We start from the raw sequence: 16,259 nt of genomic DNA on the forward strand, positions 1-16,259 counted from the left end.
ACTACTAGTGTGTTTAGGCAGCAACGTTCTTGCTGAGTTCCTGGCGAACTGGGATGCGGATAATGAACTCTGCTCCCGTATCGGGTGCTGACGTACAAGAGAGTGAGCCACCATGTTTTTCAGTAATAATTTGGTAGCTAGGCCTCCCAACTTCAGCCCTGATTATAATAGAAAGTTAAGTTTTTTTAGAAAATTATTGTTTGTATATAAACATACATTTATTGTGTTGAATAAAACTGGTATACGTTGAGACAGTCCGTATCAGAAGAGTTAACGTACTTCTTAGGATAAACCGCAGAGCAATCACTGCTTGTAATTTTTATGACAATAAACTTGTTAAACGATCGCTATCAAGTTATCCGTACATTGGGGGCTGGTGGGTTTGGCGAAACTTTTCTGGCAGAAGATACTTATATGCCCTCAAAGCGCCGTTGTGTAGTCAAACAGCTAAGACCAATTCAAAACAATCCCCAAATTTATCAACTAGTAAAAGAACGGTTTCAACGGGAAGCAGCAATTTTAGAAGAACTCGGTGGAAGCACAGACCAAATTCCAACTTTGTACGCTTACTTTGAATCTGCTGGGCAATTTTATTTAGTTCAAGAGTGGGTTGAAGGCGATACTCTAACAGCAAAAGTCCAACAGCAGGGGTTATTTAGCGAAATCGCTGTACAAGAATTATTAATAAATTTATTACCTGTTCTAGAATATGTCCACGGGAAGTATATCGTTCACCGCGATATCAAACCGGATAATATTATTGTGCGTTATCGAGATAACAAACCTGTACTAATTGATTTCGGTGCAGTGCGCGAATCAATGGGAACGGTAGTAAACTCTCAAGGCAATCCTACCAGCTCGATTGTGATTGGTACACCAGGATATATGCCTAGTGAACAAGCAGCAGGTAGACCAGTTTATTCGAGTGATTTATATAGTTTAGGGATGACAGCAATTTATTTGCTGACTGGTAGACAGCCACAACAACTAGAAACAGATTCACAGACGGCTGAAATTATTTGGCGACAATATGCCAATCATATTAGCCTGACGATGGCGGAAATAATTGATCGAGCGATCGCCTATCATCCACGCGATCGCTACTTTACTGCTAGAGCCATGCTAGATGCCTTGCAGAGCATAACTAATTCGCTTCCACCAACGCAACTGGCTTTCAAAGAGCCAACTGTGGTATCTGCACCACCTCCTGCAACTATTCCTATTACTCCCCAACCTAGCTATCAAGGTAATAGTCAAAATAGTATCTTGATCGGCAGTTTAATTGCTGGTGGCTTAATCGGTGCATCGGTAATTATTAGTCAGGTGTTAACCAAATCTTCTCAACCTGTAGCAGAATCAATCGCAACACCTACACAAACATCATCAAATACTACATCTCAAATTACAGAAACCCCAGCGGTTTCCTTACCTACAATCAAATCGTCTGCAATACCACAAATTATTGAAACTCCCCAATCTCCACCTACTTCAACTACATCAACACCACCAGTCGTTAATACTACAGCAAATGATTATTCTTGGCTTTCTCAAAGACCTGTTACAGATGCAGATTTAAATGGCAAAGACGGATTTGAACTCGATATTATGCGAAATTCAATTTTTGCACGTTACGGTCGCCGCTTTGAGACTCCGGGGTTACAAGAATACTTTAATAATCAACCTTGGTATCGTCCTATATACTCACCAAAAAAATTTCAGTCTAAATTACTATCACAATTAGAGCGGCAAAATGTAGACTATATCGCTAAATATCAAGACCGATATAACTTAAGATATTTTAAAAAATAAGCTTCGTGCTGTACTAAGTTACCAGGACGCCGACCAATCCTAGATTTTGAATTTTGAATTGCTTGGCTTGCCTCCCATGCTACTTACCTTTTCGGTAAAATGACTTGGCAGCTTTGCAAGGAATAGGTAAAGGATTATGGACAGAGCTAAAATTGGAATTATCGGTGGCAGCGGTTTATACAAAATGGATGCACTTCAGGATATAGAAGAAGTACGAGTGCAGACACCATTTGGTTCACCTTCAGATGCTTTAATTCTCGGTACATTAAATGAAACACGAGTAGCTTTTCTGGCGCGACATGGGCGTAATCACACTTTGTTACCTTCGGAATTGCCATTTCGTGCCAATATTTATGCAATGAAACAATTGGGTGTAGAATATCTAATTTCTGCTAGTGCGGTTGGTTCCTTAAAAGAAGAGGCTAAACCACTTGATATGGTGGTTCCAGATCAGTTTATTGACAGGACAAAAAATCGAGTTTCAACGTTTTTCGGTGAAGGAATTGTAGCTCACATTGCCTTTGGCGATCCGATTTGTCAGACTTTGGCTGGTGTGTTGGCTGATGCGATCGCTTCTTTGAATTTACCGGAAGTTACTCTGCATCGCGGTGGCACTTATGTATGCATGGAAGGGCCAGCATTTTCAACTAAAGCGGAATCAAATCTTTATCGCAGTTGGGGTGCAACAGTGATTGGGATGACGAATCTACCAGAGGCAAAGTTAGCTAGAGAAGCAGAAATTGCCTATGCAACTTTAGCGCTGGTGACAGATTATGATTGTTGGCATCCAGATCACGACAGCGTAACAGTAGAAATGGTAATAGGAAACTTACAACGAAATGCAGTTAATGCTCAAAAGGTAATTCAAGAAACTGTGCGACGTTTGAGTGAAAATCCGCCACATAGTGATGCACATTCAGCTTTAAAGTATGCAATTTTAACTCAGTTGGATAAAGCACCATCGGCAACGAAGGAAAAATTGGGCTTGTTGTTGCAGAAGTATTTGTAGATTAGCTGAGAAATAGGCGATGAGCGAGTACATCACAACTAAGAGTAGAATCCTGACTGACATTATACGCACAAAAAAATTTGCTGCCTCATGGTTTTAAAAAGCCATTCGACCTCATTAGACTTCTTGCAAAAATCCAAATAAAACCAAAATAAACCACATATAAACACCGATTAACACTAATATTTATCTGTGTGCATTTGTGGTTACTTATACAAAACATAGACTTATGCAAGAGGTCTATTGACGATATAATTAACATTGTTCACGAAGGACTACTCAAGCCTAAATTCTAAATACAAGGAAGAGCGATAATTATTAATTTGTAATTACGAATTCTTTTGAGTATTAACCAATTCTCCTCGCAAAACTGTTACCGCTTGTCCAGCCAGAAAAACGCGATCGCCCCCTGGATAGCGCACCTTTACCACTCCACCACGACTTGATGCTTGATAAGCTAAAAACTCATCCTTTCCCAAGCGATCGCGCCAGAAAGCAGCAAGGCAGCAATGAGCCGCACCAGTAACGGGGTCTTCATCTATACCTACTCCTGGTGCAAAAAACCGAGAAACGAAATCGTACTTTGAATCAGAATGAGTGAGGCTAGTAATAATTACATCAGCAACAGGCAAAGTTCTCAGTTGTTGAAAATTGGGCTGCATTTGCCGCACCAAATCCTCAGACTCTAATTCCACCAAATAGCCAAGCGAATTTTGAAAGACAGATTTGCATTCTACACCTAAAGCTTGGCTGAGTTCTTCTGGGGCTACAGTTGCTTGTGAGTGATTAACAGGGAAATCTAATTCAATCCAGTCACCTTGAAGCTTGGCTATCAGCACTCCGCTTTTGGTATGGAAACGGGCAGCTTCATCGGGTAAAAGATGTCCTTCTGACCAAAGTACATGAGCACTAGCTAAGGTTGCGTGACCACATAGCGGCACTTCCACCGTCGGTGTAAACCACCGGAGATTAAAGCCATCATCCTGTTTGACTAGAAAAGCCGTCTCAGATAAATTCATCTCCTGCGCTACATTCTGCATCCATATATCATCTTGAGCAGCAGGTAAAACACAAACAGCCGCAGGATTCCCTGCAAATGGTGTATTGGTGAAAGCATCCACCTGAGTAATGATTTGTCCCATAAAATCACCCCAAATTGAAAAATTCTTGAGCGATCACTTAGTCTTGCAAAACTTCAACTAATTTTTGAAAGAAGCAATAAAGCTCTTACCTTGCTGAATAATAGTGTAAAAAGCTCACGCAAAGACGCAAACAAAACGTCAAAAAACCTTTTGCAAGGACTTTAGAGATTTTTTATTAAATGTGAGCGCCCTGTGAGCCTGAAAAGTTGAGAGCGATGTCTGCGACAAGCCGCTCCGTGTCTACGCTATTATTGGCTTGATAGCTGTTGGTGATCGCTCAATAATATGAACTAAAGTAGTACAAATATTATGATTGATTATGAATCGCACGTTTACGGCAATCGTGTATTGGGAAGATGATATCTACGTGGCTGAGTGTCCAGAAGTCGGAATGGCTAGCCAAGGCGAAACAATTGAAGAAGCTATTGCTAATCTCAAAGAAGCAACTGAACTTTACTTAGAGGAATTTCCGCTTCCAAAAACAAGTCCTCGTTTGTTAACTACATTTGAGATGATGAGTGCCTAAGCTACCACGAGTACCTGCTTCTGAAGTTATTCGTGCTTTGGAGCGCTTAGGATTTGTCCAAGTAAGACAATGGGGAAGTCACATAGTTTTAAAAAAGCAGATAATTGATGAAAATCAAGATGTCATCGAAATAGGTTGTGTTGTGCCATTACACAAGAAGACAGTAGCAGTTGGGACACTCAAAAGTATTTTGAATCAGGCGGGTGTTTCAGTTGAAGAGTTTTTGCAGAGTTTGTAGTCATTCCTGGAAAAGTGCGATCGCTAAATATAGCAGTTTTCACTTGAGTGAGGTACGGGAAGAAGTAATTAACCACAGATAAATTAGTACCTCAGTACACTAAGAAACGCTATAAAAGTGGCAATCAAATCTTTTCTTTATCCTTTTCTTCAAGTTTCTATTTATGGTTATCCACAATATTTCTAGTTCCCTAGCCAATAGTCTACGCCAAAGACGGCAAAGACTAGCTAATCTAATTGATTTTCCCGCAATTCTTTGGTCAGGAAGCAGTAGCCCACGCAATTTTCCAGCTAATGTTTTTCCTTTCCGCGCTAGCAGTCATTTCCTTTATTTTGCAGGACTACCACTGCCAAAGGCTGCCATTCGCTTAGAAGCAGGCAAGTTAGAACTATTCATGGACGATCCCTCACCTAGCAGCGCTCTTTGGCATGGAGAAATACCCAAACGTGAGGAAATCGCCCAAATAATTGAGGCGGACGCAGCTAAACCACTAACAGAACTAGAGTTTTGCGTAGCAGAAGCAGCCACAATTGCTGTGCAGGATGCTGCTACTTGGACACAGCAGTCGCAGCTATTGAATAGATGGGTTTTACCGCAGAATCCACTCCAAGGAATTGACTTAGAGTTAGCTAAGGCAATTGTTTCCTTACGCCTCACCCACGATGAAGAAGCATTAACTGAGTTGCGAAAAGCAGCTGGTGTGAGTGTGGAAGCGCATAAAGCGGGTATGGCAGCAACACCTAACGTCAAAAGGGAAGCAGAAGTACGTGGGGCAATGGAAGGAGTCATTATTGCCCATAACATGACTACCTCATACAACAGTATTGTTACTGTCCACGGCGAAGTTTTGCATAACGAACAATATCATCATCCTCTGCAACCAGGAGACTTGCTACTGGCTGATGTTGGTGCTGAAACTGAAATGGGTTGGGCAGCTGATATTACCCGTACTTGGCCTGTTTCTGGTAAGTTTTCATCAACCCAAAGAGATATTTATGATGTCGTGTTGGCAGCCCATGATGCTTGCATTGCCAAAATGCGTCCTGGTGTGGAGTATGGCGACATTCATCTTTTAGCTGCCACAGTCATAGCGCAAGGCTTAGTTGATTTAGGAATTTTACTAGGAAATGCCCAAGATTTAGTAGAAATGGATGCCCATGCGTTGTTTTTTCCCCACGGTATCGGTCATCTATTGGGCTTGGATGTCCATGATATGGAAGATTTGGGCGATTTAGCAGGTTATGAAGAGGGAAGAGAAAGAAGCGATCGCTTCGGCTTGGGCTACCTGCGTTTAAATCGTCCCTTGCGTCCCGGAATGTTAGTCACAATTGAGCCTGGTTTTTATCAAGTACCAGCCATTTTAAATAATGCTCATCTGCGCTCAAAATTTGAGAATGTAGTGAATTGGGAACGCTTATCTCAATTTAACGATGTCCACGGAATCCGCATTGAAGATGATGTTTTAGTTACGCAAGAAGGAAGCGAAGTTTTAACAGCCGCATTACCAAATGATGCTGATACTGTAGAAAATCTTGTCAATGGCTAAGTTACTACTTTTTTTAAATTGCTATTCTTTATAAACCCAAATGTACACTGATAATTCATTGGTGTGCATTTATATATATCCGTTTGCGAACTAATATTTGAAAGGTAAATAATTTCTGCGGGATGGAACAAAAATCAAAATTTACACACAAAGAACGGTTTGCCAACCTATAAAGATAGGTATCCGGTTGCTCAAGTCGTTGGGAAAACTACTAAGCTGGTAAATAGCACGTTAAAAATCTAGCGGAAATTCTCACTGACGAACTACCTGTAACTACATTATGTTTGATGCTCTATCTGACCGTTTAGAATCTGCCTGGAAGAAACTGCGGGGGCAGGACAAAATTTCTCAATCCAACATTCAAGATGCTTTGCGGGAAGTGCGACGCGCTTTGTTGGAAGCAGATGTCAACCTCCAGGTAGTCAAAGATTTTATTAGTGAAGTCGAAGCCAAGGCACAGGGATCTGAGGTGATCGCTGGCGTGCGACCTGACCAACAGTTCATCAAAATTGTTTACGATGAACTTGTGCAGGTAATGGGGGAGGAGAATGTTCCCCTGGCAGAGGTTGCGGGACAACCCACGATTGTTTTAATGGCTGGGTTACAAGGTACTGGTAAGACCACTGCTACAGCTAAGTTAGCCTTACATCTCCGTAAATTAGACCGTAGTTGCTTGTTGGTAGCGACAGACGTGTATCGCCCAGCAGCTATTGATCAACTGGTGACGTTAGGTAAGCAAATTGACGTGCCAGTCTTTGAGTTGGGAAGCGATGCTGACCCTGTAGAAATTGCTCGCCAAGGTGTTGAGCGCGGCAGAGCCGAAGGCGTTAACACAGTAATTATTGATACTGCGGGTCGTCTGCAAATTGACGAAGACATGATGGCGGAGTTAGCCCGCATTAAAGAGACTGTCCAACCCCAGGAAACTCTGCTAGTCGTAGACTCGATGACGGGACAAGAAGCAGCAAATCTTACCCGTACCTTTCACGAGCAGATAGGGATTACTGGGGCGATCCTCACCAAACTGGATGGTGATAGCCGTGGTGGTGCGGCGCTATCAGTAAGACAAATTTCGGGAGCGCCGATTAAGTTTGTCGGTGTGGGTGAAAAAGTCGAGGCTCTACAACCTTTCTACCCTGACCGGATGGCTTCGCGGATTCTAGGCATGGGCGATGTCCTGACTCTAGTAGAAAAAGCGCAGGAAGAAATTGACCTGGCTGACGCCGAGAAAATGCAGGAAAAAATCCTGACGGCGAAATTTGACTTTACCGACTTTCTCAAGCAATTGCGCCTGCTAAAGAATATGGGATCGCTGGGAGGCATCATCAAGATGATTCCAGGGATGAACAAGCTCTCAGATGACCAACTCAAGCAGGGAGAAACCCAGCTTAAGCGCTGTGAGGCAATGATTAACTCCATGACTCGCCAAGAACGTCATGACCCTGATTTATTAGCGAGTTCTCCTAGTCGGCGGCGACGGATTGCTTCCGGCTCTGGCTATAGAGAAGCGGATGTTAGCAAACTGGTAGCTGATTTCCAAAAAATGCGATCGCTCATGCAACAAATGGGTCAAGGTCGTATGCCTGGGATGCCAGGAATGTTTGGCGGTGGTGGCATGGGCAACGCCAACGCCTTCGCCGGGAATCGTCCCGCAGCCCCCGGATGGCGAGGTTACCCTGGCGACGCAGGCACGAAAAAGAAAAAGAAAGAGAAAAAGAAGAAAGGCTTTGGCAATCTCTAGTCATTAATCGTTGCTTATTAAACTCCAGACAATTGACAAGAGACTGATAGCAGTTGATGCTATGCAAGTGCTAAAATTAGCATTTTAGTATGGGAAGTTATGAGCAAAATTAGCTCACCCTCAACTTTCCAACCGCGGCCCCTGTCAGGTGAGTTCCTCATCAACTAGCTGCCAACAAATACCTACCAACAGGAGATTGATTCTTCAACCATGATCAAACTGCGCTTAAAGCGATTCGGTAAAAAGCGGGAAGCAAGTTACCGCATTGTCGCCATTAACAACCTCGCTCGCCGCGATGGTCGTCCCTTAGAAGAACTGGGATTTTACAACCCTAGAACCGATGAAGTGCGATTGGACGTTCCCGGCATCGTCAAGCGACTACAACAAGGCGCTCAACCCACTGACACCGTACGTCGCATTCTAGTAAAAGCCAATGTTTTTGAACAGGTCAGTGCAACAGCCGCATCATAATGCCGGAACCAAATCTCCCTCAGCCAATCCCAACTACGACGGATTGGTACGATTTTTAGTACAGCCGTTTTTAGAATCTCCAGAGTCTTTAAGCGTCGATTGTGAAATTTCTCACACCCTCCAACGGGCTTGGATTCGCATCGCCTTTGAAAGCACGGATAAAGGGAAAGTGTTTGGTCGGGGAGGGCGCAATATTCAGGCAATTCGCACGGTAATTGCAGCAGCTGCTGAAGTTGCTGGGCAATCAGTATACCTGGACATCTATGGCAGCACCGCCTCCGGGCGGGAAGGAATGTCTTTTGATGAAGACAGGGAAGAGCGAATTCCACCGCCTAAATCGAGAGAACGCCGTGACAACGGATCAAGACCTATTGCTAAACCCCGTTCTCGGTAGGACTAAAACTCAAAATATTCTCTGAGCGGAGTTAGCAAAACCGCTCAGATATTTTGATAAGAATAATAGGCAGGCGACAACAAAATTGTCGTGTTTTTTTAACTTTGTTTTTGAGTTGCCTGTATAAAGCACCACCTATGACGAACCCGGAATGAAAAGCGCAGGCATCTGTGATGTTTTATTCTGCAAATATTCTGGGAATAAGTGAAAAATGGCAAAATTTGGTACGCTGACATCAGTGGAATGTTGCGTCACTGTAAAATGCTCGAAATCCTTTTGAGGATTGAACAGATGAGTGTTTCTCATCAGGAGAAACTAGCACCATACTGCTTGCTGTTATTAACAGTTGTACTCAACTCTAATGATTCTGTCAGGAGGTGAAACCAGGGAGTGGCTGAAATTCGTTTAGGTGAGAACGAGACGATTGACTCGGCTCTTAGACGTTTTAAAAAGAAAATTCAAAAAGCCGGAATTTTATCCGAAGTCAAACGCCGAGAAAGATACGAAAAACCCAGTTTGCGGCGTAAGCGTAAAGAAGAAGCTGCACGTAAAGGTGTCCGCTACTAAATCAGAGCAGTGTCTTTGGCGAACGCGGTTAACCTATCTCAATGATAGAAGTTAAGGTATAGAAAGTAGAGACGCGATCGCGTCTCTACTTTTACTCAGTAAGTATCAGGAAATCCAAAACTCAAAAAGAGAATTTGTCAGAGGTTGGCTAAAACTTAGTAATAATTGCTAAGTATGAAATCCAATGAAACCATGACAGTTCTGAAAATTATAAGCGTATTTTAGTATAAATAAGTATAAAAATAGACTTAAAATAGTAAAATTCGCTTTCTCGCCCTACAGGAAAATATTAACCTTTGTCAATAACTGCCCCTCACAAATTTAAGAAATCCTATGGCAGATGCCTTTAAAATTCAGCTGCCGAATATTCCTAGTGCGATCGCTCTAGCAGGAGATAGAGAAGAAAATCTCAAAACTTTATCTCAGCAAACAGGAGCCACTTTAGTACTTAGGGGACAAGACTTACATATTTCTGGAACCCAACAGCAAATTGATCTGGCTTCTCGATTAGTGCGATCGCTTGAAGACCTATGGATTAAAGGCAATATAATCTCTAGTGCCGATATTGCCACAGCCCGTCAAGCTTTGGATACTCATCGCCAAGAAGAACTCCAAGAGTTACAGCGAGATATTCTCGCCAGGACTCGCCGGGGTGAGGAAATTCGTGCCAAAACTTTTCGACAACGACAATATATTGACTCCATACGTAAACGTGACCTCACTTTCTGTACCGGGCCTGCTGGAACTGGTAAAACTTTTCTCGCTGTTGTTGTCGCTGTGCAAGCACTCCTTGCTAACCAGTTTGAAAAGCTAATTTTAACTCGTCCTGCCGTTGAAGCTGGCGAGAAACTCGGTTTTTTACCCGGAGACTTGCAGCAGAAAGTTAATCCCTACCTCCGCCCACTTTACGATGCCATCAATGAATTCATCGATCCCGAAAAAGTCCCAAATTTGATGGAACGTGGTGTGATTGAAGTTGCACCACTCGCTTATATGCGGGGACGCACCCTCAATAACGCTTTTGTAATTGTGGATGAAGCTCAAAATACTACACCCGCTCAGATAAAAATGGTTTTGACTCGTTTGGGCTTCCGTTCACGTATGGTGATTACAGGTGACATGACTCAAACTGATTTGCCATTGAACCAACAATCAGGGCTAGCAGTAGCCTTACAAGTTTTAAAACACGTTGAAGGCATTGCCTTTTGCGAATTTTCCCAAAGAGATGTTGTCCGACATCCTTTAGTTCAGCGTATTGTCGCCGCTTACGAACAATACGAAAAATAGCCATTAGTGATTAATCATTAGTTATTAGCTAATGATTAATCATTCAGTAATCAACACTTAATAATACCTATGCCTGCCACACTCAAAGAATTTTTGGAAGCTTGCGAAAGCCTGGGAACTTTGCGTTTAATTGTTACTAGTAGCGCTGCTGTTTTAGAGGCAAGAGGTAAGCTAGAAAAGCTATTTTATGCAGAGTTGCCTAAAGGTAAATATGCGAATATGCACACCGAAGCTTTTGAATTTCACTTGAATATGGACAAAATTACTCAAGTGAAATTTGAAACAGGGGAAGCAAAAAGAGGTAATTTTACAACTTATGCTATTCGGTTTTTAGATGAAAAACAGGAACCTGCTTTAAGTCTATTCTTGCAATGGGGTAAACCAGGAGAATATGAAGTAGGGCAAGTGGAAGCTTGGCAGGCTCTCAAGGAAAAGTATGGAGAAGTTTGGGAACCTTTGCCGACAGAGATTTAAGGCTAAATATTACTCTTGAAAATAAATACTAAATACAAAATTGCTGATGCTGGTTATCAAGGCAATTTGGAGTTTTTGCTTGGTTATTTTGTTCCTACTAGGATGGAGTTGTGAAGCAACAGCAGGTGAGTTGTCTGAACGACTGGCAAATTTTCCTCAGTGGGAAAAATTAACTTCTGTGCAACCAGCTTCGGGAGATTTAACATACCCTGACTGGATGGCGGGTAATTGGCTGGTTACGAGTAAATTAGTAGATTTGGTTGCACCTTTAGCACCAGATATCGTTACACCAGGGTTTGAAGCTAATCGCCGACAGCTAAATCAACCTGTGAGTTTTCAAGTACGTTTTATTAAACAGCGATTGCGCGGAGCGCAGCGCCAAAGGCGATCGCCTGTTTCTGGTCTAAAAATCATCCCTAAGATAGACAACAATTTACCAATTTTAATAGCCGATAGAGCGTTTAATAGCTTGAATTTGGCACGGGCTTATTTAGGAGATGAAGCTGTATTATCAGTGAAAATCGATCCAGATTCGCCTAATCGTCAAATTACCTTATTGCGTGGCGATCGCCAGCTAGTTTCTCTTGTCACTGCACGTGCCACAGAAACTACATCTGATGGTAAGTTCATCACAACAGAAGTATTTCAACAACTTTTTAAAGGGGCTTCTCGTCCTTATTTCAACTCTGTAGAATCTACCACTGCTTACAGCAAACTTTCTACATCCAATCCAGCAATAGAAGCAGATCAAGTTACTGCTGTCTACCTTTCACCTCAAGATCCAGATTACTTTACCGCCAACTCTCGTCCTGTCGCCCTTTATCGTTATCATCTAGAATTTTTTCCTTCTCAATTGCCAACTACTCCCCAAGAATGATTTAGGCATACAAAGCTTGACTGCTGTGTAATACATCTGTAGTATAAAATTTCCAAGCTAACGCTCGCGCTCTTGGAAAGTGTGCATCATGGCAAAATTTCGAGATATTCTCCATTATTTTCGTCCCTACTGGGGGCTGAGTATTTTCAGTATTACAGTATCCAGTATTTACGAAATTATTGATTTGGTTGTACCTTATGCAATCGGCCAAATTTTAAATGTCTTGTCCAATCAGCCATTGGACAAACCACTTCAAGAGGCGATCACAACTTTTTCCAATCTCACTAATTACCCAGTAAATCAATCACTATCTTTAAGTGTATTACTGGGTTTAATCTTCGTCGTCACGGTAGTTAGAGCGCCAACACAGCCTTGGTTAACCAATTGGTTTCATTGGGATATACCATTAAGAGCGCGTCGAGAAAAAACCCAAACAGCCATAGAAAAAATTCTGACTCTGCCCTTAGAATTTTATGATGAGAATAATCCCGGACGTATTGCCGGAAGAGTAGCTAGAGGTCTTACTAACCATACTTGGACGTATCCCGAAATTGCTGGTCAATTGATTCCCAAATTGATGCGTGTGCTGGCAATTTTTGTGTTTATCTTGTTGATTGATTGGCGAATTGCAACTTTATATCTAATTTCTTTTGTATTTATCCTCGCTTTGAGCTTGAAAGATTTACAGCGGCTGATTTGGTACGAAAGCCGCCTGGATAAATATATGGAAAATACCGAAAGCCGTTCTTCCGAACTCATCACCAATATCAAAACCGTCAAAGCATTTGCTACAGAAGCAAAAGAACTAAAGCGACAAACTCAACGCTTAAATCGTGAGTTAACGGTGGTTGATTATCGCATCCACAAAGGTTATATAAAACTGCTGACTTGGCAGAAGACAGTAATTCAGTTTTGCGTGTTTACAATCCTGGGTTTAACTTTAGCAGCAACAGTAGGAGGAAAAATTTCTCTAGGCCATTTTGTTATGACCTTAACTCTTTCTAGCATGGCATACGCGGAATTAGAACCTATTAATAATTTGGCAGAAGTGTTTGCTCGTCGGTATTCTTCCATGCTGCGGTTTCATGAATTTCTGCAAGAGCCAATTCGCTCTGATTCATCTAGCCTATTGGATGAAAACCAGACGCAATCACCTTATGAATTCACAGGAAAAATTGAGTTATCACACGTGAATTTTGGGTATGATACCAACCGCCTAGTTTTGCAAGATATCAACTTATTGATTGAGCCATACCAAACAGTAGCCTTAGTTGGGCGTTCCGGTTCTGGTAAATCTACTTTAGTGAAGCTGTTGTTGCGTTATTTTGAACCGCAAGCAGGCCAAATTTTGATTGATGGTCAAGATATCCGCACTCTGAATGTGGGTAATTATCGGCGGAGATTGGCGATCGTTCACCAAGAAGTAGATGTCTTCAACGGCACTTTGTTAGACAACCTCACCTATGGTAGGCCAAATGCTAGTTTTGAGCAGGTTCAGGAAGCCTGTAGGATTGCCAGAGTAGATGAAGTAATACAACAGCTACCTCAGGGTTATTACACCGTTGTCGGGGAGCGTGGTGTGAGATTATCTGGTGGACAAAGACAACGCTTAGGAATTGCTAGGGCGTTGCTAGTGGAACCAGACGTGCTGATTTTTGACGAAGCTACCTCTAGCCTAGATTACGAGTCTGAGCGTTCAATTCAAATAGCGATGCGATCGATTCAAGGCACTCGCACCACAATTATCATTGCTCACCGCCTGAGTACAGTGCGGGAAGCCGATAAAATTGTGGTTCTAGATCAGGGAAAAATTGTTGAAGTTGGTAGCCACGATGAACTCTTGCGTCAAGAAGGTATTTATCGCCGCTTGCACTCCTTGCAAGAAACCGGCGAACTCCTGAGTTAGCAGGATGGCGGTGGGGTACACCGCTATTTTTATTTAACCCCTTGCAACTTCTAAAATCTGGTGCTAATATTATAAATCGTGAGACAAATGGGTCGGTGTCCGAGTGGTTAATGGAGACGGACTGTAAATCCGTTGGTTTACGCCTACGCTGGTTCAAATCCAGCCCGGCCCACCACTTCTAGAAGTTATGAGTTATAATTGCTGAGTGAACAGGATTATAACTCACAACTTAAAAAAGGTTATTTTGCCCGTGTGGCTCAGTGGTAGAGCACACCCTTGGTAAGGGTGAGGTCACGAGTTCAATCCTCGTCACGGGCTTTTTATATTTTCTAAATAATCAACGCTAAATGTACATTAAGGGTTTCAGCCTTTATAAAGGTTTCAGAGGTGCTAAAACTGAGTGGTTTACTCATATTTTTGGCTAAGATTTGGCTATGATGACACTGAAATTATTTGTTTCAAAGCTTTTCGCGGTGGTGTAGTAAAATGAAAGGGCTAAAAACAACTACACCACTGGATATCTGCTAAAAAGAAATTAACTGAGATTGTACTAATAGAAATCAAACCGCCGACTGTTGATCAGCTTGTGGTAGTAAATAAGCAGTATTGGTGGCTGAAATCTGTGTAGCGCAATTTCTCATCTTCATTTCTAAGAGCATGTTTGAAAAGGGTCGGCTTGAGCCTTAAGTGCGACTCAGGGGTGCGAGATCAAATCCCAAAACTCTGATTCTTTCGTAGCAGTTTCTCAGTAGCCAGGGTAATGAAACACGCGCTGGAGGACTTTTCAAACATCCTCTAACTGTGCAGTTTCAAACTTCCAGCGTTCAGTAATATTATTAAAAATAAAAAGCACTAAACATTCTGTTAATTCCTCAAGATTATTCATTGCCTTTTTTATTCTAGTTTCGTGAGCATTAGCCTCTCTATTATTGGAATCCCATGAATCTATTCCTTTGTTTAAATAGAGTTATACAAAGTGGTTAATTAAGGGAGCTATGAAAACCTCTACACCAATAATTAATCCACCTATTGTTCCAAACAAACTGCGTTTCTTGGAGTCGATTTGCTGGCAGACAGGAGATGTGTATCGATTTACTCCAGAGCAAATGCTGAGTCGCTATGAGCGGGGTTGGGAATATCGCAAGCTCTTTAGTAATCTTGAATCACCTGTAGCCTGCTTAAGCCTTAATGACTGTTTCACATCGAAACTACTTTCAAATTCTGATCGCTACATGGATGACAGTGTTGAAGCAAGAGATTTAATTGATTTAGCAATTCTCCGGTTGCAATCTGCAATTCCTCAACAATCAATTGAAAAGGCTGAGAATGCATATGAAGTTATGCGTCCTTTGAAAATTGCGATCGCCCGTTTTCAGGAAAGGCCAGATTACAGGCAGAAATGCTTTTTTGGTCTTCAAGTTAGGGAAGCTCAAATACCCATCATTATTGATGGTATTGATTTATTAGCTAGCGATTTAAATTTAGCTATTACAGAGAGGTTTTTCAAAGAACAGCATGATATTTGGGACAACTTATAAAAATAATGTAAATAATTATTAATTTATCTTTCCTTCTACTTTCTCATAAGCCTTCTTTACCCAATAACCTCTAGGTGGCTTTTCTATCCCATAAGCCTTACACTACTTTTCCACAGCCTTGTCAGACACACCAAAATCTCTACCAATTTGCGCTGTTGGTTTTTCCCACACCAATTTTTCTAATTCTTCTTTTGAAGGTCTTTCTACTTTTCTGGTGTAAATTCTTGAATCTGGGTTAATCTTTCTAGTTGTTAAATCAACTCCAAATTCCTTATAAGTTCGCTTAGGCGCTTCTTCTGTAAATTCTGTAAAATCTTCCCACCAGTAAAACGGTGTGGCTGAATGAGGTAATTGGGTGGTGATATAGCAACCACTAAAGTTAACGAATGGATAGACAACTTTATCTATATCAATCTATATCAGGTAGATAAACAGCATAAAAATCAAAGTCATCGGCTTTGTACTTTTTCTGATGAGTACCGTTTTTATCTATCCAAATAGTTTTATTGACTACTCTGTTGTCTCCAGCATATTTAGCTTGAATTTTGTAAAATTTGTTGTCTTTGTAGGCAACAAAATCAAAAGGTAAATGCTCACAAACTACTGGTGTAAGAATCAAGTAACCTTTAAGTGTTAAGTCAGCGATCGCTTTTGTCGCTGCAATATCTCCTTTGTTTTTGGTATGATGCAGCAAAACGCACCCTCAATCGATGTAATCACAGTATCACGATTCT

At 41.7% G+C, this 16,259-nt stretch carries 15 protein-coding genes, 2 tRNA genes and 1 pseudogene; 16 read left to right on the forward strand and 2 right to left on the reverse strand.

The window, feature by feature from the left end:
- The first annotated feature begins 321 nt into the window (after positions 1–321).
- Both AC5JL8_RS18565 and AC5JL8_RS18570 read left to right on the forward strand, forming a co-directional pair.
- Positions 322–1,809 carry a protein kinase domain-containing protein gene (locus AC5JL8_RS18565; protein WP_495881164.1) on the forward strand — a complete coding sequence of 496 codons (1,488 nt, stop codon included), beginning with the start codon at positions 322–324 and terminating at the stop codon, positions 1,807–1,809.
- 136 nt (positions 1,810–1,945) lie between these two features.
- Entirely contained in the window at positions 1,946–2,818 is an 873-nt protein-coding gene (locus tag AC5JL8_RS18570) for an S-methyl-5'-thioadenosine phosphorylase (RefSeq protein WP_495881165.1), read from the forward strand.
- 329 nt (positions 2,819–3,147) lie between these two features.
- Here the strand turns inward: AC5JL8_RS18570 and AC5JL8_RS18575 are convergent, their stop codons facing one another.
- On the reverse strand, positions 3,148–3,960 hold the full coding sequence (locus AC5JL8_RS18575) for a PhzF family phenazine biosynthesis protein (RefSeq protein ID WP_495881166.1): 813 nt from the start codon (positions 3,958–3,960) through the stop codon (positions 3,148–3,150).
- A 319-nt stretch (positions 3,961–4,279) separates the two neighbouring features.
- On the opposite strand from AC5JL8_RS18575, the gene AC5JL8_RS18580 reads away from it, so the two are divergent.
- The 14 genes from AC5JL8_RS18580 to AC5JL8_RS18645 all read left to right on the forward strand — a co-directional run bounded on the left by AC5JL8_RS18580 (position 4,280) and on the right by AC5JL8_RS18645 (position 15,525).
- Entirely contained in the window at positions 4,280–4,486 is a 207-nt protein-coding gene (locus tag AC5JL8_RS18580; protein ID WP_495881167.1) for a type II toxin-antitoxin system HicB family antitoxin, read from the forward strand.
- A complete protein-coding gene (locus tag AC5JL8_RS18585; protein ID WP_495881168.1) occupies positions 4,479–4,724 on the forward strand; it encodes a type II toxin-antitoxin system HicA family toxin in 246 nt (81 codons plus the stop codon). The genes AC5JL8_RS18580 and AC5JL8_RS18585 overlap by 8 nt, the downstream gene beginning before the upstream one ends.
- Positions 4,725–4,887: 163 nt before the next feature.
- Complete coding sequence (locus tag AC5JL8_RS18590) at positions 4,888–6,270, forward strand: aminopeptidase P family protein (RefSeq protein ID WP_495881169.1); 1,383 nt, start codon at positions 4,888–4,890, stop codon at positions 6,268–6,270.
- Positions 6,271–6,550: 280 nt separating this feature from the next.
- Positions 6,551–8,011, forward strand: coding sequence for a signal recognition particle protein (gene ffh / locus AC5JL8_RS18595; RefSeq protein ID WP_495881170.1), 1,461 nt, complete (start codon positions 6,551–6,553; stop codon positions 8,009–8,011).
- 210 nt (positions 8,012–8,221) lie between these two features.
- Positions 8,222–8,482, forward strand: a complete 261-nt coding sequence (gene rpsP / locus AC5JL8_RS18600) for a 30S ribosomal protein S16 (RefSeq protein ID WP_012409382.1) — start codon at positions 8,222–8,224, stop codon at positions 8,480–8,482.
- Positions 8,445–8,876 carry a KH domain-containing protein gene (locus AC5JL8_RS18605; RefSeq protein WP_495881171.1) on the forward strand — a complete coding sequence of 144 codons (432 nt, stop codon included), beginning with the start codon at positions 8,445–8,447 and terminating at the stop codon, positions 8,874–8,876. The genes rpsP and AC5JL8_RS18605 overlap by 38 nt, the downstream gene beginning before the upstream one ends.
- Positions 8,877–9,266: 390 nt before the next feature.
- A complete protein-coding gene (rpsU, locus tag AC5JL8_RS18610) occupies positions 9,267–9,443 on the forward strand; it encodes a 30S ribosomal protein S21 (protein ID WP_495881172.1) in 177 nt (58 codons plus the stop codon).
- Between the two features lie 333 nt (positions 9,444–9,776).
- Positions 9,777–10,730, forward strand: coding sequence for a PhoH family protein (locus AC5JL8_RS18615; RefSeq protein ID WP_495881173.1), 954 nt, complete (start codon positions 9,777–9,779; stop codon positions 10,728–10,730).
- 69 nt (positions 10,731–10,799) lie between these two features.
- The gene (locus AC5JL8_RS18620) at positions 10,800–11,204 is read left to right on the forward strand and encodes a ChuX/HutX family heme-like substrate-binding protein (RefSeq protein ID WP_495881174.1); all 405 of its coding nucleotides are present in this window, start codon (positions 10,800–10,802) and stop codon (positions 11,202–11,204) included.
- Between the two features lie 46 nt (positions 11,205–11,250).
- Positions 11,251–12,081 carry a DUF6816 family protein gene (locus AC5JL8_RS18625; RefSeq protein ID WP_495881175.1) on the forward strand — a complete coding sequence of 277 codons (831 nt, stop codon included), beginning with the start codon at positions 11,251–11,253 and terminating at the stop codon, positions 12,079–12,081.
- An 88-nt stretch (positions 12,082–12,169) separates the two neighbouring features.
- The gene (locus AC5JL8_RS18630; protein ID WP_495881176.1) at positions 12,170–13,987 is read left to right on the forward strand and encodes an ABC transporter ATP-binding protein; all 1,818 of its coding nucleotides are present in this window, start codon (positions 12,170–12,172) and stop codon (positions 13,985–13,987) included.
- A gap of 89 nt (positions 13,988–14,076) precedes the next feature.
- Positions 14,077–14,162 (forward strand) — tRNA-Tyr (locus tag AC5JL8_RS18635).
- Between the two features lie 71 nt (positions 14,163–14,233).
- A tRNA-Thr gene (locus tag AC5JL8_RS18640) sits at positions 14,234–14,305 on the forward strand.
- A 677-nt stretch (positions 14,306–14,982) separates the two neighbouring features.
- The gene (locus tag AC5JL8_RS18645; RefSeq protein ID WP_495881177.1) at positions 14,983–15,525 is read left to right on the forward strand and encodes a nucleotidyl transferase AbiEii/AbiGii toxin family protein; all 543 of its coding nucleotides are present in this window, start codon (positions 14,983–14,985) and stop codon (positions 15,523–15,525) included.
- An 18-nt stretch (positions 15,526–15,543) separates the two neighbouring features.
- Here AC5JL8_RS18645 and AC5JL8_RS18650 read toward each other — a convergent pair.
- Positions 15,544–16,219 (reverse strand): annotated as a pseudogene (locus AC5JL8_RS18650) (group I intron-associated PD-(D/E)XK endonuclease).
- Between the last annotated feature and the right edge of the window lie 40 nt (positions 16,220–16,259).

The organism is Mojavia sp. (genome assembly GCF_059505145.1).